Here is a 25,045-nt window from a genome sequence, read left to right as displayed (position 1 = left end):
CTGGTGATGTAGTGGGTGAGGTTGCGGAATCCCAGGGCGATGCCGCGGAGGTGTTCGAGTCTGCCGTTGATGGCTTCACNGGCTCTTCAGGATCCAGGGTGTAGTCGGGGTCTGAATCCTCCGGTCTCCAGGAGTGATCTGGTGATGTAGTGGGTGAGGTTGCGGAATCCCAGGGCGATGCCGCGGAGGTGTTCGAGTCTGCCGTTGATGGCTTCACTGGGCCCGTTCGAGGTCCCGGGGTGGTCGAAGTAGGCCAGGATGTCGTCGGCCCGCTTCTTCAGGGTGTGGCCCAGAGTGGTGACTTCGGGCAGGGCCTTCGGGACTTTGGTGGCGATCGCGTCGATGAGGTGGGCCATGATGCGTCTGCCCTCGGCGCGGTAGGCGGCCACGATCTCCTGGTAGACCGCCCAGGTGACCTGGACCGGGGCGTGGGCGTCGGCGGCGAACACCTGTTCCAGGCGGGCGGCCTGCCGGTCGGTGAGCAGGTCCCGGCCCGTGTGCAGGGTCAGCCTGACCCCGAACAGGGGGTCGCCCGCCCGGCCCCNTGAATCGGCCTGGGTTTCGTTCCTATCGGTTTCCCTGTCCGGCGGTCGCCGGGAGGCCTGATTCGAGGTCAGCGTAGTACGCGTCCTCGATCTCGATCGGGGTGCGCATGCCGAGTTCGCCGTGCAGGCGTTGATGGTTCCACCACCACACCCATTCGAGCGTCGCGAGCTCGACCTGCTCGACGGTCCTCCAGGGGCCGCGCTGGCGGATCAGCTCGGTCTTGTAGAGGTTGTTGACCGCCTCGGCGAGGGCGTTGTCATACGAGTCCCCGACGGTTCCCGTCGAGGGTGTTGCGCCAAGCTCGACGACCCGGTCGGTGTAGACCATCGACATGTAGTTCGAGCCGTGATCGGCGTGATGGATCAGCCCGTCCAGCGGGCCGTCCGCGCCCCAGGCGGCCATGTCCAGCGCTTGCAGCGGCAGCACCTCCGCGCGCAGCGTCGCCGCGACGTTCCAGCCCACGATCCGACGTGAATAGACGTCGGTGACGAACGCGACGTATGCGAAGCCCGCCCAGGTGGCCACATACGTGATGTCTGCAACCCAGAGTCGGCGCGGCGCGTCCGCACGGAACCGCCGCTGGACGAGGTCCCGCGGTAGGGCCTGCGCCTTGTCCGGCCTGGTCGTGAACACCTTCTTCGACTTGCGAACCCCACGCACTCCCGCGAGGCGCATGAGGCGCTCGGTCTGGTCGCGGCCGATGCCCCACCCCTGCCGTTTCAGGAGAGCATGCATCTTCCGCCGCCCGTAGACGCCGTAGTTCTGCGCATGCAGCCTGGCGACCTCGGGCACCAGCAGCTCGTCGCGCAGCTGCCGGGCGGAGGCTACGCGGGTCTTCGCGGCGCGATACCCGCGGGACGTGATGAATCCCTGCACTGCCGGGCGCAGCGTCCGGCAGATGAGCTCGACCCCGAACCGCTCTCGATACTCGTCGATGAAGCGGATCATCCCGGTCAGGGCCGGTCGAGCTCCTTCGCGACAAACACGCTCGCAGCCTTGAGGATCTCATTCGCCTTCCGCAACTCGGCCACCTCGCGGCGCAGGCGCTTGTTCTCCTCAGCGACATCGCTCGGGACACCGGGCTTCGCGCCGGCGTCGACCTCGCGGCGGCGATGCCACACCCGCAGCGTCTCCGCGCTCATCCCGAGGAGCCCCGCAACATGCCGCACGGCGGACATCAAATTCGAGTGCTCACCAGAGGCCTTGGCCTCATCGAGCATCCGCAGCGCGCGCTCGCGCATCTCGGGAGAGTACTTCTGGTTCATCGTGTTCCATCCTTGCTTCAAGAACGGAACGAAACCCAGGCCGATTCANTCAGATTCGAGTGCTCACCAGAGGCCTTGGCCTCATCGAGCATCCGCAGCGCGCGCTCGCGCATCTCGGGAGAGTACTTCTGGTTCATCGTGTTCCATCCTTGCTTCAAGAACGGAACGAAACCCAGGCCGATTCACTTCGAGACCGTCGTGGTGGAGAACCTGTCCGTCGCCGGCATGATGACCCGAGGCGGCGCCTACAAGCGAGGACTGAACCACAGCATCGCTCGTGCCGCTCTCGCCCGCACCCGTTCCGACGCCGAGTACAAGACCGCCCGCGAGGGCGGCACCCTGATCATGGTCGACCGGTTCTACCCGTCGTCCAAAACCTGCTCGACCTGTGGCCACGTGAAAACCAAGCTGACCCTCGCCGAACGGACCTACCACTGCGACAACCCCTCCTGCAGGACGTCGCTCGATCGCGACCTGAACGCCGCGATCAACCTGGCCCGACAAGGCCTGGCCGGGAGTACCCCGGCGACTGGACGTGGAGCCACGCAGAAGACCGCCAGCCTTCGGGCCCCGGCGGCAGCAGGCGACGAAGCGTCAACCGCCCCGAGCGGAGTCCCCGCCGGCAACGACGGGGTGCGAACAGAGTGACCACCAAAGATCACTCACTCGCAACGGGACGGCAATGAATCCATCAGCCATGAGAGCCCCGACCAGGCGCTTCCGGCGCCGTCCCAGGGCCGGGCGGCTCTGCCGCACGACCCGGTCGTGGACGTCCACAGTCTGCGAGCCGAACTCTCTGACGTGCGGACCGCCGCCACCCAGGCCCAGCAGACCCTTGACCCTCAGGCCCGCCAGCGTGCGGCCGTCGAGGCCGCCATCGCTCAAGGCCGGGCCGTCCGCCAGCGTGCGGCCGCCCGCCGCACGCCCATCGCAGGACCCGCCGGTGAACCCGTGCGCCGACCGGACGTCCGCCAGTCCGCCGCCACCCAGGCCCAGCAGACCCTTGACCGTCAGGCCCGCCAGCGTGCGGCCGCCGCGGCCGCCATCGCTCAAGGCCGGGCCGTCCGCCAGTCCGCGGCCGCCCGACGGACGCCCATCGCAGGACCCGGCGGTGAACCCGTGCGCCGGCCGGACGTCCGGCGGCAGCAGGACCCGTCGCGCCGGAACGGACGGGGCCTGTGATGGTGAGTGCTCGTCGCGGCAGCAGTGCCCGGAGCCTAGACATAAGGATCCCCCGGCCTCGGTCCGCGATACGCTGGACAATCCACCGGGGGCCGTGTGGGCTATCCGCAGACTCCCACTCCGTTTTTCCTGACCTTCAGTATAGGGCATCGGCTGCCTTGAGCGCAAGAGGACGACGAGACTCACGTAAAAGGTCCGGATGCGGCAGCACGTGCCTCAGATGAGGATGTCCGCGTACTGACGGTGTAGGCCCGGGCCATGGATCGGGAGCTGTCGATGGCCGCACGCCGTGAGATCACCAAGAAGTACGNCGACGAGACTCACGTAAAAGGTCCGGATGCGGCAGCACGTGCCTCAGATGAGGATGTCCGCGTACTGACGGTGTAGGCCCGGGCCATGGATCGGGAGCTGTCGATGGCCGCACGCCGTGAGATCACCAAGAAGTACGCCCACCAGTACCGGGCCGCATCGAAGAAGGACAAGTCGGTGCTGCTGGACTCCCTGACCGCCACCACAGGCTGGACCCGTGACCACGCCCGCCGCGCGATCCGGGCAGCCCTGACGCGGAAAGGTGCCGCGTCCCAGCAGAAGCGCCGGCCCCGGCCCCGCAAGTACTCCTACGACGCCGTGAAGGTCCTCCAGCACGTGTGGAGCGTGACGGGTCAGCCCTCCGGGAAGTACCTGGCCCCCGTGATGGACGACACCCTGAACAGGCTGGAACGCTTCAAGGAGTTCGGGAAAGTCACCCGCCGGGCCACCCCCGCGGTGCTGACCGAACTGCGCTCCATGTCGGCGGCCACCATCGACAGGTACCTGAAACCCTTCAAGGACGCCGCCTACCCGGCCGCCGGCCTGTCAGCCACCCGACCCGCCCCTCACATCCTGCGTGCCGCGGTGCCCCTGCGCACCAGCCTGGACGGGCCGATCACCGATCCCGGGCTGGTAGAGGTCGACACCGTGGCCCACTGCGGCCACACCCTGGTCGGGGAATTCCTGTGGACCTTGTCGGCCACCCTGCCCGTCTCCGGCTACACGGTCCTGACCACGGTCAAGAACAAGGCATTCGTCCACATCGGGGCCGGCATGGACCGGATCGTCGACCAGATGCCCGTGCCCGTGGCGGAGGTCCACGTCGACAACGGGTCGGAGTTCATCAACTGGGGCCTCATCGACTGGGCGAAGGGCCACGACATCGCGATGTCCCGCTCGCGGCCCTACAAGAAGAACGACAACGCCCACGTCGAGCAGCGCAACGGCGACTGGGTCCGCCGCCACGCCTTCAGATACCGCTACGAGACCGCAACCGAGCTTCAGCTGCTCAACCAATTGTGGCCCCTGGTGATGGCCCGCAAGAACCACCTACTGCCCTGCGTCAAGGCCATCGGCTGGACCACCACCTCCGCGGGGCGCAAGAAGCGGGTCTACGACAAGCCCAAGACCCCTTACCAGCGGCTGGTCGACTCCCGTGTCCTGGACCCCGCCACACGGGCCCGCCTGGCAGCCGAGCACGACAGGCTCACCCCCGCCGATCTGGCCCGGCGGATCACCGACATCCAGAACCAGCTCATCCGCCTAGCCGAACGTCGCACCCAGACCGACCAACCCGCCGCCTGACTCATCTCCATCCGGACATTTCAGCTGAGGCAAGCGCTGCGCTCATCCGGACATCTTGACATGAGGCAAGACGATCAGCGGCAAGGGCATCCGCAGAGCGATTCTCCCGAGGCCGCCAACACCCCTCGATGACAGAATCAACCCATGGATGACGCTGCCCTCGCCCCGCTCGACGCACCCGATGCCGAGGTCGTCGACATCTGTCGGCGACTCGTGCGGATCGACTCGTCGAATTTCGGACCGGACGGCGCTCGGGGGGAGGCGGAGGTCACCGACGTCGTGGCGACCCTGCTCGAGGAGATCGGCGTCGTGTCGGCGAGGTACGAGGCCGTCGAGGGACGCCCGTGCCTCGTCGCCGACTGGGTCCCGGAGGGGACGGACCGGTCCCGACCCTTCCTCCTGCTGCACGGCCACTCCGACGTCGTCCCCGCTGCGGCCGAGGACTGGAGCGTCGATCCCTTCGGCGGCCAGATCAAGGACGGCTTCCTGTGGGGGAGGGGCACCCTCGACATGAAGGGCTTCCTCGCCATGGTGCTGTCGGCCGTTCGTGCCCGGCACCGTCGGGGGGAGGTGCCGTCGCGTCCCATCCGGTTCATCCTCTTCGCCGACGAGGAGGGCTCGGGCACCCTGGGCTCCACCTGGCTCGGCGAGCACCACCCGGAGGTCTTCGACGGCGTCACCGAGGCCATCAGCGAGGTCGGAGGGTTCTCCATCGCCACCCCTTCGGGCTCCCGGGCCTACGTCGTCCAGTCCGCCGAGAAGGGCCTGTGGTGGTTCCGGATGACCGCCACCGGAACGGCCGGCCACGGGTCCATGCGCAACCGGGACAATGCCGTCGTCCACCTCGTCGACGCCCTCGAGCGCATCGGCGCACACCCCTGGCCCGACCTGCACCATCCGGTGCAGGAGGAGTTCCTGGCGACCGTGAGCCGGCTGTGGGGCATCACCATCGACCCCGACGACCTCGAGGGATCCCTCGCGCCGCTGGGGCCGCTGGCACGCATGGTCGCCGCCTGCTCCTCGCACAACGTCAGCCCCACCGTGCTGCGCGCCGGGTACAAGGCCAATGTCATCCCCACCCGAGCCAGCGCCGAACTCGACGCGCGGTTCATTCCCGGCCACGAGGACGAGATGGTGAGCACCATCAGGTCCTTTGCCGGCGAGGGCATCGAGTTCGAGACGATCTCGCGCAAGCCCTCGGCCGAGGCCCCCTTCGAAGGGTCCGCGGTCGAGGCCATCAAGCGGGCCATCGGCGCCGAGGACCCCGGCGCCGTCGTCCTGCCCTTCCTCAACAGCGCCGGCACCGACGCCAAGGGGTTCTCCGACCTGCCCGACGGCCGACACATCGACTGCTACGGCTGCACACCGCTGCGACTGCCGGCCGATCTCGACTTCATCTCGCTGTTCCACGGCGTCGACGAGCGGGTGCCGCTCGACTCGCTGCGGTTCGGTGCACGCGTCGTCGACCACATCCTCGCGGAGGCATGACATGACCCAGGACACCTGCACCCTCACCATCGACGGCCACCGGATCGAGCTGCCGATCCTCACCGGGCCCACCGGCGACCGCGTCATCGACATCTCGACCCTGCGTGAGCAGACCGGCGTGACGACCCTCGACCCCTCCTTCGCCAACACCGCCTCGTGCCGCTCGGCCATCTCGTGGATCGACGGAGACAAGGGCCGACTGCTCTATCGCGGCATCCCCATCGAGACCTTCGCCGAGAACAAGGTCTCCTTCGTCGAGACCGCCATGCTCCTCATCTCCGGCCATCTGCCGACCCAGGCCGAACGGGACCGTTTCGCCGAGCTCCTCACCGAGTACTCGCCGCTGCACCGCAACATGGACCTGCACTTCAACGCCTTCCCGCCCAACAGCCACCCCATGGCGATCATGTCGTCGATGATCAACGCGATGAGCACCCATGATCGACCGCGGATCACCGATGACGCCTCCTTCGCCGACGCCGCCGCCAAGCTCATGTCGAAGGTGCGCACCATCGCCGCGGCCTCCTACAAGGCGTCGATCGGCGAGCCGGCCGTGTACCCGCGCTACGACCTCAAGTACGTCGAGAACTTCATGCACATGATGTTCTCGGTGCCCTACCGGCTCTACGAGCCCGATGACATCGCCGCCCGGGCGCTCAACCTCTTCCTCGTCCTGCACGCCGACCACGGACAGAACTGCTCCACCTCGACGGTCCGCGTCGTCGGCTCCTCGGGGGCCAACCTCTTCGCCTCCTGCTCGGCCGGGGTGTGCGCGCTGTGGGGCGACCGACACGGCGGCGCGAACGTCAACGCCGTCCGTCAGCTCGAGCGGATCGCCGCCTCCGGACTGACGCCGTCCCAGTACGTCGCCCGGGTCAAGGACGGCAAGGACCGCATCGCCGGGTTCGGGCACCGCGTCTACCGCAACTGGGACCCCCGGGCGCGCATCCTGCGGGGTGTCGTCGGACCCCTGCTCGACTCGATGAACCGGCCCGATCCGTTGCTGGAGATCGCCCGTGAGCTCGAGGCCACCGTCCTGTCGGACGACTACTTCATCGAGCGGCGCCTGTACCCCAACGTCGATTTCTACTCCGGCATCATCCTGCGTGCCCTGGGCATCCCGCTCAACATGTTCACCGTCATGTTCGCGATCGGTCGCATGCCCGGGTGGATCGCCCACTGGAAGGAGCAGTTCGACGACCCGACGACGCGCATCGCACGGCCCCGTCAGCTCTACGTCGGGCGACCCGACGCCACCTGGGTGCCGCGCGAGCTGCGTCGTGCCCAGGCCTGACCTGCCACGATGAGGCGCGGTCGGCCACCCCGCGGACCCGCCGGCGACCCGGTCGGCGCGATCAGCGGGAGATGTTCGGCCCGCCGGTGATGTCGTCGAGCGCCCGGGTGATCTCTGCTGGCAGCGCGAGGGATTCGGCTGCCAGCAGTTCGGCCAACTGGTGCCGGGTCCGGGGACCGACGAGGGCCGCACTGACCCCCGGCGCGTCGCGCACCCAGCACAGCGCCACCTGGGCCGTCGTCATGGACAGCCCGTCGCCGGCCCGCGCCACGGCCTCGACGACCGCGCGCGACTTCGGCGTGAGGTAGGGCTGGACGAACCACGACAGGGCCTGCGACCCGGCCCTCGAGTCCCGTGGCACCCCCGTGCGGTACCGGCCGGCCAGCACCCCGCGTCCCAGGGCCGACCAGGCCAGCAACCCCATCCGATGATGGCGGGCGGCCGGGGCGACCTCGATCTCGGCGCGCCGGGCCAGGAGGGAGTACTCCACCTGGTTGCTCACCAGTGGGCTGCGCGATCCGATCGTCTCCTGCCAGGTCGCCGCGGTGGCGCTCTGCCAGCCGACGAAGTTCGAGACCCCGACGTAGCGCGCCATGCCGGCACGCACCGCGCGGTCGAGGGCCTCGCAGGTCTCCTCGATGGGGGCATGTCCCCACGCATGCACCTGCCACAGGTCGACGTGGTCGGTGTGCAGACGCCGCAACGACCCCTCGAGATCGCGCAACAACGCCGTGCGGGAGGTGTCGACGACGCGGTGGCCGCCGCGCAGGGTGAACCCACCCTTGGTGGCCAGGACGACGTCGTCGCGGCGCAGGTCGGTGTGGATGAGTCTGCCGAGGAGTTCCTCGGCCATGCCCGACCCGTACGCGGGCGCGGTGTCGACGAGGGTTCCGCCGGCCTCGACGAAGTCGCGGACGAGCCCTCGGGCCTCCTGGGCGTCGGTCCGGGTGCCCCAGGTGAGCGTCCCCAGTCCCAGGCGGGACACCTCGAGCCCGCTGGCCCCGACGGTTCTCGTCTCCATGGCTGGTCTCCTCGATGGTGTGCTGTCCCCGCCACCCTAATGGCCCCGTGCGGCCACGGGCGTCGTCGACGACCCGGCGCCCACCTGCGGCACTAAGGTGAGGGCCATGACCCGGCTCACCCATCGGTTCCACCGACCCGACCGCTTCGTCGTCGGCACCGTGGGCGTCCCGGGTGATCGCACCTTCTTCCTCCAGGTCCGCCAGGGCAACAACCTCGTCACCGTGCGATGCCACAAGGACCAGGTCTCGGTGCTCGTCGATCACCTCGACCGCATCCTCGACGAGCTGGCACGACTGTCTGACGGAGGTGTCGTCATCCCGCCCCGGCTCGACGAGGCTGACGACGACCGCCCCCTCGAGCTGCCCATGACCGAGGAGTTCACCGTCGGCACCATGGCCCTGTCGTGGGACTCGGCCGCCGATCGGGTCCAGATCGAGCTCTTCGCCCTGGGTGACGACCAGGCCATGGTCACCGACCCCCAGTTCCTCCTGGCCCATGGTGCCGACGACTCCCCGGACGCCGTCGACGTCCGTCTGTCGCCGACTCAGGCTCGCCAGTTCGCGGCCCGGGCGAGGACGGTGCTGCGCGCCGGTCGACCGGTGTGCCCCTTCTGCGCCCAACCGATCAACCCGGGCGGTCACATCTGCCCGCGCGCGAACGGGTATCGTCGACCGCTGTTCCTGTGACCGCCGACCCTGGCCGACGAGTCGACCGACCATGACACTGAGACGAGACCGCCGTGGGTGACCTGCTGACCGGACTGCTCAACGCCCAGCTCGACGTCGGCTTGGGCAAGCCGATCCTCTACCGCGAGATCGTCGGCAACCTCTTCGGCCTGGCCTCCGCCCTGGGTGGGGCACGACGCCGCATCTGGGCGTGGCCGGTCGGGATCGTCGGCAACGTCATCCTCTTCACCGTCTTCCTCGGAGGTGTCTTCCACACCCCGCAGGACCTCGACCTGTGGGGCCAGGCCGGACGTCAGGTGTTCTTCCTCCTCACCTCGGCCTACGGCTGGGTCGTGTGGGCGGCCACCCGACGCAACAACGGCGCTTCCCAGGTCGCCGTCCACCCGCGCTGGGCCACCGGGCGGGAGCGGATCGTCGGCCTGGTCGCGGCCGTCGTCATGCTCGTCGTCTTCGACGTCGTCCTGCGCGCCCTCGGTTCGTGGGGCCCGCTGTCGGACGCGTGGATCCTCACCGGTTCGATCCTGGCCACCTACGGCATGGCCAAGGGATGGAACGAGTTCTGGTTCGTGTGGATCGCCGTCGACATCGTCGGCGTCCCCCTGCTGCTCAGTGCCCACTACTACCCGAGCGCCCTGCTGTACATCTTCTACGGGTTGTTCTGCGCCTACGGGTTCCTCACCTGGTGGAGGGCCCAGCGCACCGAGGGTCCCGCCCACTGAGCTTCCACCAGGCGGCAGACCCGGTGCCGCTATGGTGTGCCCGTGAGCAAGACATTCGAGGAGCTGTTCGCGGAGCTCTCGGCCAAGGCGCAGGACCGCCCGGAAGGGTCCGGCACCGTCGCCGAGCTCGACCGCGGCGTCCATTTCATCGGCAAGAAGATCGTCGAGGAGGCCTCCGAGGTGTGGATGGCCGCCGAGTACGAGGGCCGGGAGCGCACCGCCGAGGAGATCAGCCAGGAGCTGTACCACCTCCAGGTGCTCATGATCCACCTCGGGCTGACGCTCGACGACGTCTACCAGTACCTGTGAGGCGATGATGACCGATCTGCTGCGCATCGCCCTGCCCAACAAGGGCGCCCTGTCGGAGGCCTCGGCCGAGCTCCTCCTCGAGGCCGGCTACCGTCAGCGCTCCGACCGCAAGGACCTCACGCTGCGCGACGAGGACAACGGCGTCGAGTTCTTCTATCTGCGTCCCCGCGACATCGCCGTCTACGTCGGTGAGGGAACCCTCGACCTGGGCATCACCGGGCGTGATCTCCTCCTGGACTCCGGTGCCCCGGCCGTCGAGGTGAGGGGACTCGGTTTCGGACGCTCGAAGTTCCGCTTCGCCGGCCCGGACGACGGCCCTCGTGACCTCGCATCCCTGGCCGGACGGCGACTGGCGACCTCGTACCCGACCCTCCTCGGTGCCCACCTGGCCGAGCGCGGCGTGCAGGCACGGATCGTCGAGCTCGACGGGGCCGTCGAGTCGTCCATCCAGCTCGGGGTGGCCGACGCCATCGCCGACGTCGTCGAGACCGGGACGACCCTGCGCAAGGCGGGTCTGAGCATCTTCGGCGAGATCATCCTCGAGTCCGAGGCGGTGCTCATCCAGCGCGGAGACTTCGCCGGGGGCTCGACCTTCGAGCACTTCCTCCAGCGGATCAGCGGCGTCCAGGTGGCTCGTGGCTACGTCATGCTCGACTACGACGTGCCCGCCGACCGGCTCGACGCCGCCACCGCACTCACCCCGGGGCTCGAGGCACCGACCATCTCTCCGCTGGCCCGCGAGGGATGGTTCGCGGTACGGGCCATGGTCCCTCGTGGCCAGGTGCAGTCGCTCATGGACGACCTGTGGGACGCCGGAGCTCGTGCCATCATCTCGACCGAGCTGTCGGCCTGTCGGCTCTGAGGCTGCGGCCCTGAGACTACGGCTCTGAGGCTACGGCCTGGGGGCTGTCAGCCATGAGGCCATCGCCTCGGGGCCGTCGGTTCCGGGGCATCCGACGGCCCCGTGCGCCCCAGTCGGTCGCGCTTCAGTCGATCCCGAGTCAGTCGATCCCGCGCTCCTTGAGGATCCGCTCGAGTTCGCGGTCCTCCTCGGTGAACCCCGCCCTGTCGGCCCGGCCGGTCCGGCCCTTGCGGGTCGACGAGGTCGACGTGGCCGTCCCCTGGGTCGGCCGTGCGGGCCCGGTGGTCACCTCCTGCCCGGGGGAGGCGGCGCGCGCCGCCCTGCGCTCCCGGGCGACAGCGGAGGTGACCGGGGTCATGAACCCGGCGAGGAACCACACGAGCGCCCCGACGACGGCCAGACCGATACCGGTCCAGATCATCGTCGTCATCGCGGTGCCGGCGAACCAGTCGACGACGAGACGCACCGCACGCACGAGCAGGCGCATGAGGCCGGTGAGCAGCAGCCCGATGGGCACGAGTGCCAGCCCGAGGCCGCGGAGCACCGCTCGCCAGGAGCGTCGTCCGGCCCAACCGGCGATGGCCCACACCAGAGGGAGCCCGGCGAGGATGATCGTCACGATGACGACGATGGTCGTTTCGTCCATGGGACAACTGTTCCACACCGGGACCGACCTCTACGCTGACCTCGTGCCAAGCCTCCTCGACCCCGACGCCCACGCCGACCTCGGCGCCCCCGATCCGGCGGTCCGGGCCGCCATGGCCGCCACCCGGGACGCCGACGATCCGCGGGAGGCCTATCTCGATGCCGTCGTCGCCCTGTGCACGGCGAGGTTCTTCATGCCCGTCATGGGCGAGGGGCGGGAGCTCGGCGCCGTCAAGCTCACCAACGCCCAGGGAAGGACGGCGCTGCTCGCCTTCACCGGAATCGACTCCCTCACCGCCTGGGACGCCCGGGCCCGGCCCGTTCCCGGCCACCTCGACGACCTGGCCGCGACCGTCACCGAGGCCGGGGCGGACGTCCTCCTGCTCGACGTCGCCGGTCCCACCCCGGTGGTCCTCGGCCCGGAGCTGCTCGGCCCACTGGAGGAGGGACGTCGTCTGGTGCGCACCGGCGACGGGTTCGCCTGGCTCAGCCTCGTCGAGGCGCCTGGGCCCTCGGCGGCGACCTGAACCGGGTGTGTCGGGCCATCCCGCGTTTGGCCATCCCGGGCCGATCACCTATCATTGCCGGGTGACCTGCCCGCCAGGGTGGTCCGTGAAGCGGAGGCCTGACCTCCCACCTGGGCGAATGTCGTTCGCCGGGTTCGTCGAGACGCCGGTTCGTCCGGTGTGTCCGCCGTCGGCGTGCGCCGCCGGCCGGTCCTCGTCGTGCGTCAGGCTCCCGTGTGCTCACGGGAGCCTTTGTCGTCCAGGTCGATGATGACGAGACATTGGGAGGACCCATCAGTACTGAACCCCGCATCAACGAGCGGATCCGAGTTCCCGAGGTGCGCCTTGTCGGGCCGAACGGCGAACAGGTCGGCATCGTGCGCGTCGAGCAGGCCATGCAGCTGGCCCGTGAGCACGACCTCGACCTGGTGGAGGTGGCGCCCCAGGCGCGTCCGCCCGTCGTCAAGCTCATGGACTACGGCAAGTTCAAGTACGAGGCCGCCCAGAAGGCTCGTGAGTCGCGTCGCAACCAGACGAACACGGTCATCAAGGAGATGAAGCTCCGACCGAAGATCGACGACCACGACTACGAGACGAAGAAGGGTCACGTCGTGCGCTTCCTGCGCGGCGGCGACAAGGTCAAGATCACCATCATGTTCCGCGGCCGTGAGCAGTCCCGGCCCGAGCTCGGCGTCAACCTGCTGCGGCGTCTGGCCGACGACGTGCAGGAGTACGCGACGGTCGAGTCCCCGCCGAAGCAGGAGGGCCGGAACATGCTCATGATCCTGGCCCCGACCCGCAAGAAGACCGAGGCCCGCGCCGACCAGCGCGCCGAGCGCGACCGCAAGGCCGCCCAGCGCGCCGCCGATGCCGAGGCCGACCGCGAGTACGAGGCCAAGCAGCGCGCGGCCGCCTCCGGTCAGACCAAGAAGAAGAAGGGGCCCGCCGACAACATGGACCCCGACATCGACCTCTGATCCCGACAGGGTCAGAACCACCCTCACGCGGATCGGCGATCCGCATGACCACGATTGGAGCCACCATGCCGAAGATGAAGAGCCACTCGGGCACCAAGAAGCGTTTCAAGGTGACCGGATCCGGGAAGGTCGCGCACAACCGCGCCGGCAAGCGTCACCTCAACGAGCACAAGTCCTCGCGTCGCACCCGCCGTCTCACCGGTGAGTCGACCCTGGCCACCGGCCCCGCGAACAAGATCAAGAAGCTGCTCGCCGGCCGCGCCGGACGCTGACCCCCACCCGAACCCCACCCCACTTCCCCGATCCCGGATGACGAGCCGGGACCGGCAGACACAAGGAGATCACCATGGCACGCGTCAAGCGTTCTGTGAACGCCAAGAAGAAGCGTCGTTCCGTCCTCGAGCAGGCCTCCGGCTACCGCGGTCAGCGGTCGCGCCTGTACCGCAAGGCCCACGAGCAGATCCTGCACTCGGGCACCTACTCCTTCCGCGACCGTCGCGCCAAGAAGGGTGACTTCCGGGCCCTGTGGATCCAGCGGATCAACGCCGCCGCCCGTGCCGAGGGCATGACCTACAACCGGTTCATCAACGGGCTCAAGAACGCCGGTGTCGAGGTCGACCGCAAGATCCTCGCCGACCTGGCCGTCAACGACGCCCAGACCTTCGCGCAGCTCGTCGCCGTGGCCAAGGACCACCAGCCCGAGAACGCGGCTGCCTGACGATCGCGTGGACTGACGACCCCGTGGATCGCACCGACATGACCGACGGGCCGGATGCACCGCTCCCCATCTCCAAGGGGAGCCTGCGTTCGGCCCGTCGGCTGCTGTCGCGACGGGGTCGTGAGGAGTCCGGCCTCTTCCTCGTCGAGGGTGCCCAGGCGGTGCGCGAGGCGCTGGCCTGGCCGGGGCGGGTCACCCTGGTGGCGACCTGTGATCCGGTCCGCGACGCCGTGCACCTCGACGCCGCCAGAGCAAGGGGGGCGCGCACGGCCGTGCTCGGGCCGGACGAGGTCGAGGCCCTCTCGGAGACCGTGACGAGCCAAGGGCTCTTCGCCGTCTGCCAGCAGGTCGCCAGCGACGACCTGCCGGACATCGCCCAGCCGTGGCTCGTCGTCATCTGCGCCCAGGTGCGCGACCCCGGCAACGCCGGCACCGTCATCCGGTGCGCCGATGCCTTCGGGGCCGACGCCGTCATCCTCACCCGCGGGTCGGTCGATCCGCACAACCCCAAGACCGTCCGTTCCTCGGTCGGGTCGGTCTTCCACCTTCCGGTCATCGTCGGCGTCGAGCTCGAGGACGCCGTCAGCTGGGCCCACGGGCACGGGATGCAGGTGCTGGCCGCTGACGGCGGCGGGTCGAGCCTCGACGAGCTGGGCCGGACGGGGCGCCTCACCGGGCCGACCGCCTGGATCATGGGCAACGAGGCCTGGGGACTGCCCGAGGCCGAACGGTCCCTGGCCGACGACGTCGTCGGCGTCCCCATGTGGGGTGCGGCCGAGTCCCTCAACCTCTCGACGGCCGCCGCCGTCTGCCTGTACGCGACCGCCAGCGCCCAGCGGTCCTGAGGGCCTCCCGGGTCCGGTGACATCGGGGCCCCTAGCATGTCCCCATGGTCGACCGCCCTTCGCCTGACGCCACGGACCGTGACCTTCTCGAGGAGGAGGTGCGGGACCTGCGTGCCCGGGTCCAGGCCCTCGAGGCGGTCGTCGGGCGTCCCGTGGCGCAGCCATGGATGCATCCGCCGGTCCGGCCGACATCGGCAGCTGGCGGCCCCGCCCGGACGCCGTCCGGACAACCTCAGGCGGGGGCCGGGTGGCAGGGGCAGGCGGTTCCGGTTGCCCCGCAGCGTCCGGTCGGAGCCCCGCAACCCTGGCCGCCGCCGGCGTGGACACCACCGCCGGGCGACTACCGGTCAGCCACCGGGCCTCGCCCCCGACGCGAGATCAATGGCGCCCATCTGCTCGGCATCGCCGGCGGCCTCGTCCTCATCGTCGGTTCGACCCTGCTCTTCGTCCTGGCCGGCCAGTACGGTCACACCGGACGTCTCATCCAGGTGGGCGTCGGGGCGGTCCTGGCCATCGTCCTGGCCGTCACGGCGGTCCTCGTGCGCCGCCAGAGCGGTGGCAACGGCGCGTCCGTCGCCCTCCTGGGAACCACGGTCGCCGTGGCCTACCTCGACGTCGCGGCCATGGCCATGGTGCTGGGCCTGGTCGTGCCGGTCGCCGGGGCCATCGGTGCCCTCATCGCCATGGCAGGGCTGGCGGTCGCCTGGGCATGGCGGTCGCAGATCGTCGGCACCATCGCCGCTGCCGGGGCCCTCGTCATGGTTCCCGTGGTGTGCAACGACTCCGTCCGCACCGGAGTCATCCTCGTCCTCGTGCTCGTCGTCGTCACCGTCCCGGCCTCGTGGCGCCCCGGGTGGTGGCCGGTCCTGGCAGCGCGCATCGTGCCCGCCGCCCTGTACCTGGTCACCCTGGCGACGACGCCCGGGACGGACCACCAGGTGTGGGACGCCGCCCTCGTCGGCGGCACGGTGCTGGCCGTCCTGCCGCTGCTGGACTGGTGGGTACTGCCGCGTGGCGTCGCCCTCATGGCCAGATGGCACGGGGGAGCGCCGGACCCGGATCGCGAGACGCAGCTGTGGCACGCCCTGTGCGTGCCGGTCACCTCGCTGGCCCTGCTCCTGCTCGCGATGGTCCGTGACTCCACGGCCAGCGGTGTCCTCGCCGTGGCGGTGGGCGTCGTGGCCCTCGTCCAGGGCAGCGTGCCCGCCTGGCTGCGCGGCCGGCACGAGGTCCACGGGATCCTCAGCAGCGCCAGTGGTGTCCTGCTCGTCATGGCGGGCATCAACGTCCTGTCCGACGGCCCCGTCACCGGGGTCATGGTGGCGCTCCTAGGGCTCGTCACGCTCGCCCAATACCACATCCAGCGCCATCCCTCGATCCTCGTCGTCGCCCTCGTGGCCGCGGTGCCCTGCCTCGGCATCGCCCTGGGACGGCTCTTCAACTCGTGGTCCCCGGCGCCGGACCAGACCCTGTCGGCACTCCTGCTCCAGCTGGTCGCCGGAACCCTGGCCACGGCCACCGTCGTCTGGGCCCTCGTCTCGGTGGGCCGCTGCTGGGTGACCTCACAGACGAGTCGATCCGGGTGGACCGTGGCGGCGGTCGCGGTCGGCTGCGTCCTGCTCGGGGGCCCGATGTACGACCTCGTCCGCGCGTTCTCCCGGATCACCGGCACCCACCCCGCCGAGGACGGCCGGGTGCTCGCAGGGGGCCTGACGACGGTGCTGGCCGCGCTCGCCATCGCGACGATGCTCGTGCGCTCCCGTGGGCGTGACGACTCCTCGCGCACCCGACGCATCGGCGGTTACTGGCTGCTCGGGGCGGTCATCATCAAGCTCGTCCTCGTCGACCTCATCGGCCTGGACGGGCTCGTCCGCGTCGTCGTCTTCCTTCTCGTCGGTGCGCTGCTGCTCGCCCTGGCCGTCGTCTGGTCGAAGTCCCTCGAGACCCCCGCGGACGGCGACGAGCCGGCCGGGGAGCGGAAGGGTGGGGGACCACACCGGCCGGACCACTAGACTGGCGAGCCGGACCGGGGCACCGGCCCGGCAGGACGCGACGAAGTCAGGGGGGAGGCCCATGAGCGGGCCCAACACCAACTACGACCCGGTGCAGGTGAGCGCACTCGACGAGGCCCGGGTCGAGGCCCGCGTCGCCGAGGCGCTCGCCGCGATCGAGGGTGCCACGACGACGGCCGAGCTCAAGGCGGTGCGGATCGCCCACACCGGTGACCGCTCCCCGCTGGCCCTGGCCAACCGCGAGATCGGTGCCCTTCCTCCCCAGGCGCGCAAGGACGCCGGCAAGCGGATCGGGTCGGCCCGCGGCCGCGTCAACCAGGCCCTGGCCGCGCGGCACGAGGAGCTCGCCGCAGCCGAGCTCGAGGCCGCCCTCGTCGCCGAGCGGGTCGACGTCACCCTTCCGGTCGTCGCCCACCCCCGCGGCGCCATGCACCCCCTCACCGCCCTCATCGAGAAGGCCTCCGACGTCTTCGTCTCGATGGGCTGGGAGATCGCCGAGGGGCCCGAGGCCGAGTCGGAGTGGTTCAACTTCGACGCCCTCAACCTCGGCACGGACCACCCTGCGCGCGCGCTCCAGGACACCCTGTGGCTCGACCCGGTCTCGGACGGCAAGTGCATGCGCACCGCCACCAGCCCGGTGCAGATCCACACCCTCCTGTCCAAGCGCCCGCCGGTGCGCATCATCAGCCCCGGCAAGGTCTTCCGTGCCGACGAGTACGACGCCACCCACCTGCCTGTCTTCCACCAGATCGAGGGCCTCTACGTCGACCGGGGCGTGACCATGGCCCATCTCAAGGGCACCCTCGACGCCTTCGCCCGCGCCATGTTCGGTGACGTGCGCACGCGCTTCCGTCCGCACTACTTCCCCTTCACCGAGCCCAGCGCCGAGGTCGATCTCGAGTGCTTCGTCTGCCACGGAGCCTCCGTGGCAGACCCGGAGCACCCCTGCCGCACGTGCAGGTCCGAGGGCTGGATCGAGTGGGGCGGTTGCGGCATCGTCAACCCGCGGGTGCTCACGGCCTGCGGCGTCGACACCGACGAGTTCTCCGGATTCGCCTTCGGCATGGGCATCGACCGCACCGTCATGTTCCGCAACAACGCCCCGGACATGCGCGGTTTCGTCGAGGGCGACGTCCGCTTCAGCCGGTCCCTGCTGGGAGGAGCACGATGAAGGTCCCCATGAACTGGCTGCGCGAGCTCGTCGCGCTGCCCGAGGGCACGGCGACCGACGATGTCGCCCGCGCCCTCACCGAGCACACCGCCGCCGTCGAGCGGGTCGAGCACATCGGTGCCGAGGTCACCGGGCCGGTCGTCGTCGGCCGGGTGCTGTCGATGCAGCCCGAGCCGCAGAAGAACGGCAAGACCATCAACTGGTGCCGGGTCGACGTCGGCCCCGCCCTCAACGCCCAGGGCCACCCCAAGAACGTCGAGGAGGGGGTCGAGGGACGCGGCATCGTCTGCGGTGCGCACAACTTCGCCCCCGGTGATCTCGTCGTCGTGTCGCTGCCCGGAGCCGTCCTGCCCGGGGGGTTCGAGATCTCGGCGCGGCGCACCTACGGTCACATGTCCGACGGCATGATCTGCGCCGCCGACGAACTCGGCATCGGTGAGGACCACACCGGCATCATCGTCCTGCCCGTCTCCGTCGACGGCCACGCCCTCGTGCCGGGCCAGGACGCTCGCGACGTCCTGGGCATCCCCGAGGACGTCCTCGAGGTCGACGTCACCCCCGACATCGGCTACTGCATGTCGATGCGCGGCATCGCCCGCGAGGTGGGTCAGGTGCTCGGCATCCACGCCGAGGACCGGTACGCAGCTCCGGCCGTCGAGGGGCGTGCCACCGAGGGATCTGCGGACGAGCCCGTCGAGGGCCCCGTCGCCGTGCGTCTCGAGTCGGACGCCTGCTCGAGGTTCGTCGCCCTCCCGGTGACCGGCCTGGACCCTGCCGCACCGACCCCTCGGTTCATCGCCGACCGCATCACCCGCGCCGGGATGCGGCCGATCAACCTGGCGGTCGACGTCACCAACTACGTCATGCTCGAGTCCGGCCAGCCGCTGCACGCCTACGACGCCGACACGGTCCGTGGCGCCATCGTCGTGCGCAAGGCCGTCGCCGGGGAGAGGCTCACCACCCTCGACGGCACCGAGCGCACCCTCGACCCGGACGACCTCGTCATCGCCGACGACTCGGGCCCCATCGGCCTGGCCGGCGTCATGGGCGGCGCATCCACCGAGATGACCGCCGAGTCCACCTCCATCATCCTCGAGGGCGCCCACTTCGACGGGACGACGGTGGCCCGCTCCTACCGGCGTCACAAGCTCGGATCGGAGGCCTCACGACGGTTCGAGCGCGGCGTCGACCCTGTCTGCGCCCACACCGCCGTGGTGCGGGCGGCCGAACTGCTCGCGACGTACGGTCACGCGACGATCGGCACGCCGACCATCGTCGGTGGGGTCGATCCCATGCCCCGCCAGACGATCCGCGCCGACCTGCCCCAGGTCATCCTCGGCCAGCCGGTGAGCACCGAGCAGGTCATCGACATCCTCACCCGGTCCGGGGTCGACGTCACCGCCCTGGGCGACAGCCTCACCCTCGTGCCGCCGACCTGGCGTCCAGACCTCGTCGACCCCTACGACTACGTCGAGGAGATCGGACGCAAACTGGGCTTCGACACCATCGGTTCGGTCCTGCCGCCCAGCACCGGGGGAGCGGGACTCACCGACGCCCAGCGCGGACGCCGTGAGGTGACCCACGCGGTCGCCGCGGCCGGTTTCGTCGAGGTCATCTCGCTGCCCTTCATGAGCGACGCCGATCTCGACACCCTGGGGATCGGCGCCGACGACCCGCGCCACGCCACGGTGCGCCTGGCCAATCCGCTCGACGACACCCACCCCTACCTGCGCACCACCCTGCTGCCGGGCCTCGTCGAGGCCGTCGCCCGGAACCTCTCGCGCTCCCAGGAGGACCTGGCCCTCTTCGAGACCGGAGCGGTCTTCCGCGCCGGTGAGCCAGCCCGCGCCCCGCGGCCCTCGGTCGAGGGTCGGCCCAGTGACGCCGAGCTCGCCCGGATCGCCGCCGCCCTGCCGGTCCAGCCACGGATGCTCGCCGGCATCCTCTGCGGCAACTGGCTGCCGGCGCGGTGGGACGGGCAGCCGGTCAAGGCCGACTGGACCCACGCCGTGCTCCTGGCCCAGGAGGCCGCCGAGGCCGTCGGGCTGCGGCTCGAGCGTCGGGCTGATGCCGTGGCGCCCTGGCACCCCGGACGGTGTGCGGCGCTCGTCGTCGCGGGCCAGCTCATCGGCCATGCCGGTGAGCTCCACCCCAGCGTCTGCCGCACCGCCGGACTGCCCGCACGGACCTGTGCCGTCGAACTCGACCTCGACGCCCTGGTCGAGGCCGCCCCCCACGGTGGCCAGATCCGCGCCCTGTCGAGCTTCCCGGTGGCCAAGGAGGACGTCGCGCTCGTCGTCGACGAGACGGTGCCGGAGGCCGCCGTGCGCCAGGCCCTCGTCGACGGCGGTGGCGAGCTGCTCGAGTCGGTCGAACTCTTCGACGTCTACGTCGGCGAGCAGGTCGGGTCCGGGCGCAAGTCCTTGGCCTTCAGCCTGCGGTTGCGTGCCGCCGACCGGACCCTCACCGACGCCGAGGCCGCCCAGGCCCGGGACGCCGCGGTGGCCGAGGCCGCGAGCCGGTGTGGGGCCGAGCTGAGATCCTGAACGGAGCTCTCGGGCAGCGTCGACCAATGAGGCCCAGCCCTCCGACCGATGGGGTCGGACGGCTGGGCCTCGTTCGTCGGGACCTCGGGAGGGGTGGGGAAGGAGCCGCGGTCAGGCGTTGACCGGCTCCTTCGACCCGATCCCACGGTGACGGATGTCGATGTGCGGCTCGTGCACCGTCTCGTGACGCAGGGACGAGACCGGGACCGCCTCACCTTGGCCCCCCTCGAGGACGAACCCGGCGTCCTCGATCATCGTGAGGTCGCTCGACCCGGCCGCGCCCTCACTGGTGAGGTAGTCGCCGAGGAAGATCGAGTTGGCCACCTCGAGGATGAGCGGCTGAAGGGTGCGGATGTGCACCTCGCGTCCGGCGGCCGAACGGACCTCCGCGTCGGGATGGATGAACCGCGTCATGGCGAGCACGCGCAGGCAGTGCCGCGGGGTGAGGTGGTCGGTCGTGTGCTTGCCGCCCAGGGGAGTGCCCTCGAAGGGCAGGAGGAAGTTCACCGGCACCGAGTCGACGCGGTGCTCGCGAAGGTCGAAGAGGACGTCGACGAGTTCCTCGTCGGTCTCACCCATGCCGACGATGATCCCCGAGCACGGCGACAGGCCGGCCTCCTTGAGGACGTCGACGGTGTCCATCCGCTCCTCGTAGGTGTGGGTGGTGCAGATGTCCCGGTAGTTGCTCCGGGCCGTGTTGGCGTTGTGGTTGTAGGCGTCGGCCCCGGCCTCCTTGATCGACTCGGCCTTGTCCTTGTCGACGAATCCCAGGCAGACGCACACCTCGACATCGGGGTGGTCGGCCTTGAGGTCGCGGACCATCCCGTTGACCCGGTCGACGTCGCGGTTCGACGGCCCGTGCCCGGAGGCCACCATGCACACCCGACGAGCTCCTCCGGCGATGCCGGCCTCGACGGCGTCGTGGACGGTCTGTGGGTCGGCCCACGAGTACTTCATGATGTTCGCCTGGGAGCTGAGGCGCTGCGAGCAGTAGGAGCAGTCCTCGGGGCACAGCCCGCTCTTGAGGTTGACGAGATAGTTGAGACGTACGCGGTTGGCGAAGAAATGGCGTCGCACCTGGCCGGCGGCGGCGAGGATGCCCATGAGCTCGGAGTCGTCGCTGTGGAGGATCTCCAGGGCCTCCTCGCGGGTGATCGACTGGCCGCGGAGGCCTCGTGCAGTCATGTCGGCTAGATTCATGGGTGCTCCTCGTGGCGCCGCGTCGTTGAACGATGTTCAAATGAACGGTGTTCAATGTACCGCACCGGGATCCGGCAAGGGGATCGGGGCCGCGAGCGGGGGGTCGTCCGTGCCACGGCGACCCGGGAGCCGGGGGAGAGGCCGAAGGAGGACGCGAGGTGCCACTGACCCGCGATGATGTCGTCGACGCCGGCCTGGGGATCCTCGACGCCTACGGCCTGGCCGACCTGTCCATGCGCCGGGTGGCCGATCGGCTCGGTGTCAAGGCCGGGGCGCTGTACTGGCACGTGGCCAACAAGCAGACCCTCCTGGCGGCAGTCGGCGACGAGATCCTCGGTGGCCCCGAGGGTCCGGCCACGGTCCCGACCGACGGCACGGACGTCGTCACCGGCCTCATGGAGTGGGCCCGGACCCTGCGGAAGGTCCTCCTGTCCCACCGCGACGGCGCCGAGCTCGTCTCCTCGACGGTGTCGGTCGGGCTCGGTGAGGTCGATCCCACCGGGCGGCTGCGCGAGTTCCTCAGGTCGCACGGACTGGACGAGCGGGTCGTCGAGTCGGCTTCTCGAGCGCTCCTGCACCTGGTCCTCGGTCACGTCATGGACGAACAGACCCGCCGCCAGCTCTTCGAGCTCCACGTCATCGGGTCCTTCGATCCGATCGAGGAACGCGACGACTTCGAGCGCGGCGTGGCCATGCTCGTGGGCGGCATCGCCGCGACGAGGACCTCGACGTGAGTTGCGTCGAGCCGCACCGTAATGCATAGTTATGCATAAGAACTGATGATATGCATCCAGGAGGCGGACATGGCGACGAGCAACGGAGCTCCGGCGTCCCGAACGGCGCGGCAGGCACGCATCCGGGAACTCGTCCGTGCCGGAGGGATCGCCTCCCAGTCCGAGCTCGGTGCGATCCTCGCCGAGGAGGGGCTCGCGGTGTCCCAGGGCACGCTGTCTCGCGACCTCGTCGAGATCGGTGCGGTGCGCGGCCGCGACCTCAACGGGACGCCGTGCTACACCCTGCGCGAGGGCGATCACCCCTCCGACGTCACGACCGGATCGCCAGCGTGGGGACACCTGGCGCGGCTCACCAAGGAGCTGTGCACGGGGGTGCTCAACAACGAGTCCCTCGTCGTGCTCAAGACGCCGCCGGGCGCGGCCCAGTACTTCGGCTCGGCCATCGACCTGTCGGGGTCCAGGGCCATCCTCGGGACCATCGCCGGGGACGACACCATCGTCCTCATCTGCGCGGCCGGGGTGAGCTCGGACGATCTGGCCGATGCCTTCCGCGTCATGGCGGAGACGGGGTCCCCCGCTCCGCTGCTGTCGGAAGGGCCGGCGTCATCCTGAGGACGTCGGCGAGACGGGCGGCCGGTGAGGGGCGTCGGCCCGGTACTGTGGGGCCGTCAGTCTTGTCTGTGGGAAAGGACAGTCCGGTGTCGAGCATCCTGGACGAACTCACGTGGCGCGGCATGATCGCCGACTCCACCGACCGCGAGGCCCTCGGGGCCCATCTCGCCCAGGGGCCCGTCACCTTCTATGTCGGCTTCGACCCGACAGCCTCCAGCCTGCACATCGGCCACCTCATGCAGCTCATGGTCGTCCGTGCCATGCAGGAACGCGGGCACCACCCGCTGTTGCTCGTCGGTGGGGCGACCGGGCTCATCGGAGACCCCAAGATGACCGGCGAGCGCAAGATGAACGATCGCGAGGTCGTGGCCGGCTGGGTGGAGTCCCTCAAGGCCCAGGTGAGCAAGTACGTCGACCTGGAGGGCCCGGCTGCCGCGCGGATCGTCAACAACTACGACTGGACGAGCCGGTACTCGGCCCTCGATCTCCTGCGTGACGTCGGCAAGTACTTCTCCATCAACCGGATGCTCGCCCGCGACGTCGTCTCCCGACGACTCGACAGCGGCATCTCGTACACGGAGTTCAGCTACGTCCTCCTGCAGTCCCTCGACTACTACGAGCTGCACAAGCAGTACGGCTGCACCCTGCAGACCGGTGCCCAGGACCAGTGGGGCAACATCACGGCCGGGGCGGAGTTCATCCGACGCCGTACCGGTGACGTCGTCCATGGCCTGGTGACGCCGTTGCTCACCAAGGCCGACGGCACGAAGTACGGCAAGACCGAGTCGGGCACGGTGTGGGTCGATCCGGAGCTGACGAGTGCGTACGCCTTCCATCAGTTCTTCCTCAATGCGGAGGACGAGAAGGTCATCGACTACCTCAAGGTCTTCAGCCCGCGGTCCCATGAGGAGATCGACGAACTCGCGCGGCAGACGGCCGAGGAGCCGTGGAAGCGGGCGGCGCAGCACGCCCTGGCCGACGACATCACCGATCTCGTCCATGGTCGGGCTCAGCGTGAGGCCGCCCGGAAGGCGGCCCAGGCCGTCTTCGGGCGAGCGGAGCTGGGTGATCTCGACGCCGCGACCCTGGGGTCCGTGGCCACTGAGCTCGGCGCCCGACGGATCGAGGGGCCGAACCTGCCGACCGTCGCCGAGGCCCTGGAGCTGGCCGGTGTGGTCGACTCGAAGTCCGCCGGACGTCGCGCCGTCAACGAGGGCGGGGCATACCTCAACAATCTCAAGGAGACCGACCCCGACCGCCAACTCACTGCCGATGACTTCCTGGCTGGGGGAGTGGTGCTCGTCCGTCGTGGGAAGAAGACGGTCGGGGCACTGCTGCGATGAGCCTCGTCGGCACCGTGGCGTGCGGTCTGGCACGGCGACCGTGACGCGTGACCGTTACCCGTGGGGGCGCCGATTTGGCGATCGGCGCCCCCACGGGTAATGTTCCCCAAGGTCCTGAGGGCCGGGACGCCTCGAGCGGTTCGGTTCACGGGGTCCTGACGATCCGTAATCCCCCTCCTGATGATCAGGGACACGGCGTGCCTGCAGTGAGCAGCAGCCCAAGTCCGGATTGACGGGGAAGGTCGGAACGGGTAAAGTCAGCCGAGCTGCCCGAGGGTGGCGAGGCACGTCCGGGGCGTCTCCGAGTGATCGGGAATGGCTTGGACGAGCACCGAGAGGAAATCCTCGATTTGACTCGAGGAAATCGGCTCGGTAAAGTAGATCAAGTCGCCGCGAGGCGGCCGAAGGGAATCAGGGAGACCTGAGGAACGGGAATCTTGCGAATCGCCCGGATTTGACCGGGAAATCACGAATCGCTAAGATTGATCAAGTGCCCCAAGGGGTTGCCGGGAGGCGAACTGCGGGTCGCGTGTGATGCTTGAGAACTCAACAGCGTGTCTTTTATAGTCAATGCCTGATGCACTATTTATTTGTGTATCGAATTCTTTATGGATTCCTTNTTGATCAAGTGCCCCAAGGGGTTGCCGGGAGGCGAACTGCGGGTCGCGTGTGATGCTTGAGAACTCAACAGCGTGTCTTTTATAGTCAATGCCTGATGCACTATTTATTTGTGTATCGAATTCTTTAT

The 25,045-nt window shown here is 69.4% G+C and carries 24 protein-coding genes and 1 pseudogene; 20 read left to right on the top strand and 5 right to left on the bottom strand.

The genetic code is table 11. From position 1 onward, the window contains the following. Positions 1–86 precede the first annotated feature (86 nt). Positions 87–563 (bottom strand): annotated as a pseudogene (locus E0E30_RS07120) (transposase); the annotation flags it as partial. A 4-nt stretch (positions 564–567) separates the two neighbouring features. Next, positions 568–1,811, bottom strand: a protein-coding gene (locus tag E0E30_RS07115) for an IS3 family transposase (protein WP_130865704.1) whose coding sequence is annotated in 2 segments (ribosomal slippage) — positions 568–1,526 and positions 1,526–1,811 — 1,245 coding nt in all. Because the reading frame shifts where the segments join, the coding sequence is not laid out codon by codon here. Between the two features lie 75 nt (positions 1,812–1,886). On the opposite strand from E0E30_RS07115, the gene E0E30_RS07110 reads away from it, so the two are divergent. The 5 genes from E0E30_RS07110 (at position 1,887) to E0E30_RS07090 (ending at position 7,389) form a co-directional block, all read left to right on the top strand. After that, on the top strand, positions 1,887–2,459 hold the full coding sequence (locus E0E30_RS07110; protein WP_130866398.1) for an RNA-guided endonuclease InsQ/TnpB family protein: 573 nt from the start codon (positions 1,887–1,889) through the stop codon (positions 2,457–2,459). A gap of 117 nt (positions 2,460–2,576) precedes the next feature. After that, on the top strand, positions 2,577–2,993 hold the full coding sequence (locus tag E0E30_RS07105) for a hypothetical protein (RefSeq protein ID WP_130865702.1): 417 nt from the start codon (positions 2,577–2,579) through the stop codon (positions 2,991–2,993). A 396-nt stretch (positions 2,994–3,389) separates the two neighbouring features. Next, complete coding sequence (locus E0E30_RS07100) at positions 3,390–4,607, top strand: integrase catalytic domain-containing protein (RefSeq protein WP_130865088.1); 1,218 nt, start codon at positions 3,390–3,392, stop codon at positions 4,605–4,607. Between the two features lie 144 nt (positions 4,608–4,751). Beyond that, positions 4,752–6,095, top strand: a complete 1,344-nt coding sequence (locus E0E30_RS07095; protein WP_130865701.1) for a M20/M25/M40 family metallo-hydrolase — start codon at positions 4,752–4,754, stop codon at positions 6,093–6,095. A gap of 1 nt (position 6,096) precedes the next feature. Next, positions 6,097–7,389, top strand: a complete 1,293-nt coding sequence (locus tag E0E30_RS07090; RefSeq protein WP_130865700.1) for a citrate synthase — start codon at positions 6,097–6,099, stop codon at positions 7,387–7,389. A gap of 61 nt (positions 7,390–7,450) precedes the next feature. Here E0E30_RS07090 and E0E30_RS07085 read toward each other — a convergent pair whose 3' ends face one another. Further along, the gene (locus E0E30_RS07085) at positions 7,451–8,410 is read right to left on the bottom strand and encodes an aldo/keto reductase (protein ID WP_130865699.1); all 960 of its coding nucleotides are present in this window, start codon (positions 8,408–8,410) and stop codon (positions 7,451–7,453) included. Positions 8,411–8,516: 106 nt separating this feature from the next. Here E0E30_RS07085 and E0E30_RS07080 point away from each other — a divergent pair, with 106 nt between their 5' ends. Genes E0E30_RS07080 through hisG form a run of 4 tightly spaced genes read left to right on the top strand, consistent with a single transcriptional unit; the run spans position 8,517 to position 10,988 of the window. Further along, positions 8,517–9,098: a DUF3090 family protein gene (locus tag E0E30_RS07080; RefSeq protein WP_130865698.1), complete on the top strand. Its 582-nt coding sequence runs from the start codon at positions 8,517–8,519 to the stop codon at positions 9,096–9,098. A gap of 53 nt (positions 9,099–9,151) precedes the next feature. Continuing rightward, positions 9,152–9,817 (top strand): nicotinamide riboside transporter PnuC, encoded by a 666-nt coding sequence (gene pnuC, locus E0E30_RS07075; protein WP_130865697.1) that lies wholly within the window; start codon positions 9,152–9,154, stop codon positions 9,815–9,817. 42 nt (positions 9,818–9,859) lie between these two features. Continuing rightward, positions 9,860–10,126, top strand: coding sequence for a phosphoribosyl-ATP diphosphatase (locus tag E0E30_RS07070; protein WP_130865696.1), 267 nt, complete (start codon positions 9,860–9,862; stop codon positions 10,124–10,126). A 7-nt stretch (positions 10,127–10,133) separates the two neighbouring features. Continuing rightward, positions 10,134–10,988 carry an ATP phosphoribosyltransferase gene (hisG, locus tag E0E30_RS07065; RefSeq protein WP_130865695.1) on the top strand — a complete coding sequence of 285 codons (855 nt, stop codon included), beginning with the start codon at positions 10,134–10,136 and terminating at the stop codon, positions 10,986–10,988. 139 nt (positions 10,989–11,127) lie between these two features. Here the strand turns inward: hisG and E0E30_RS07060 are convergent, their stop codons facing one another. After that, positions 11,128–11,634, bottom strand: coding sequence for a hypothetical protein (locus E0E30_RS07060; protein WP_130865694.1), 507 nt, complete (start codon positions 11,632–11,634; stop codon positions 11,128–11,130). Positions 11,635–11,746: 112 nt separating this feature from the next. Between E0E30_RS07060 and E0E30_RS07055 the strand changes: the two genes are divergently transcribed. The 8 genes from E0E30_RS07055 (at position 11,747) to pheT (ending at position 20,408) form a co-directional block, all read left to right on the top strand. Next, positions 11,747–12,160, top strand: coding sequence for an SseB family protein (locus tag E0E30_RS07055; protein WP_245306660.1), 414 nt, complete (start codon positions 11,747–11,749; stop codon positions 12,158–12,160). A gap of 260 nt (positions 12,161–12,420) precedes the next feature. After that, the gene (infC, locus tag E0E30_RS07050) at positions 12,421–13,116 is read left to right on the top strand and encodes a translation initiation factor IF-3 (protein ID WP_245306538.1); all 696 of its coding nucleotides are present in this window, start codon (positions 12,421–12,423) and stop codon (positions 13,114–13,116) included. Between the two features lie 65 nt (positions 13,117–13,181). Then, positions 13,182–13,388: a 50S ribosomal protein L35 gene (gene rpmI, locus E0E30_RS07045; protein WP_130865692.1), complete on the top strand. Its 207-nt coding sequence runs from the start codon at positions 13,182–13,184 to the stop codon at positions 13,386–13,388. 74 nt (positions 13,389–13,462) lie between these two features. Next, positions 13,463–13,834, top strand: coding sequence for a 50S ribosomal protein L20 (rplT, locus tag E0E30_RS07040; protein WP_130865691.1), 372 nt, complete (start codon positions 13,463–13,465; stop codon positions 13,832–13,834). Between the two features lie 38 nt (positions 13,835–13,872). Continuing rightward, positions 13,873–14,679 (top strand): TrmH family RNA methyltransferase, encoded by an 807-nt coding sequence (locus E0E30_RS07035; RefSeq protein ID WP_130866796.1) that lies wholly within the window; start codon positions 13,873–13,875, stop codon positions 14,677–14,679. Positions 14,680–14,723: 44 nt separating this feature from the next. Continuing rightward, complete coding sequence (locus tag E0E30_RS07030) at positions 14,724–16,691, top strand: DUF2339 domain-containing protein (protein WP_130865690.1); 1,968 nt, start codon at positions 14,724–14,726, stop codon at positions 16,689–16,691. A 61-nt stretch (positions 16,692–16,752) separates the two neighbouring features. Then, on the top strand, positions 16,753–17,862 hold the full coding sequence (gene pheS / locus E0E30_RS07025; RefSeq protein ID WP_130865689.1) for a phenylalanine--tRNA ligase subunit alpha: 1,110 nt from the start codon (positions 16,753–16,755) through the stop codon (positions 17,860–17,862). Next, entirely contained in the window at positions 17,859–20,408 is a 2,550-nt protein-coding gene (gene pheT / locus E0E30_RS07020; protein ID WP_130865688.1) for a phenylalanine--tRNA ligase subunit beta, read from the top strand. Before pheS ends, pheT begins: the two co-directional genes overlap by 4 nt. Positions 20,409–20,519: 111 nt before the next feature. On the opposite strand, the gene bioB is transcribed toward pheT, so the two are convergent. Next, positions 20,520–21,608, bottom strand: a complete 1,089-nt coding sequence (bioB, locus tag E0E30_RS07015; RefSeq protein ID WP_130865687.1) for a biotin synthase BioB — start codon at positions 21,606–21,608, stop codon at positions 20,520–20,522. A 158-nt stretch (positions 21,609–21,766) separates the two neighbouring features. Between bioB and E0E30_RS07010 the strand changes: the two genes are divergently transcribed. The 3 genes from E0E30_RS07010 to tyrS all read left to right on the top strand — a co-directional run bounded on the left by E0E30_RS07010 (position 21,767) and on the right by tyrS (position 24,297). Beyond that, positions 21,767–22,342, top strand: coding sequence for a TetR/AcrR family transcriptional regulator C-terminal domain-containing protein (locus E0E30_RS07010; RefSeq protein WP_130865686.1), 576 nt, complete (start codon positions 21,767–21,769; stop codon positions 22,340–22,342). 69 nt (positions 22,343–22,411) lie between these two features. Further along, on the top strand, positions 22,412–22,954 hold the full coding sequence (locus tag E0E30_RS07005) for an arginine repressor (RefSeq protein ID WP_130865685.1): 543 nt from the start codon (positions 22,412–22,414) through the stop codon (positions 22,952–22,954). An 86-nt stretch (positions 22,955–23,040) separates the two neighbouring features. Further along, complete coding sequence (tyrS, locus tag E0E30_RS07000; protein ID WP_130865684.1) at positions 23,041–24,297, top strand: tyrosine--tRNA ligase; 1,257 nt, start codon at positions 23,041–23,043, stop codon at positions 24,295–24,297. The last annotated feature ends 748 nt before the right edge of the window (positions 24,298–25,045 follow it).

This window comes from Acidipropionibacterium timonense (assembly GCF_900605005.1).
GTDB classification, from domain to species: domain Bacteria; phylum Actinomycetota; class Actinomycetes; order Propionibacteriales; family Propionibacteriaceae; genus Cutibacterium; species Cutibacterium timonense.
Note: the sequence above shows the minus strand (reverse complement) of the source record. Positions and strands in the feature narration are given on the sequence as shown.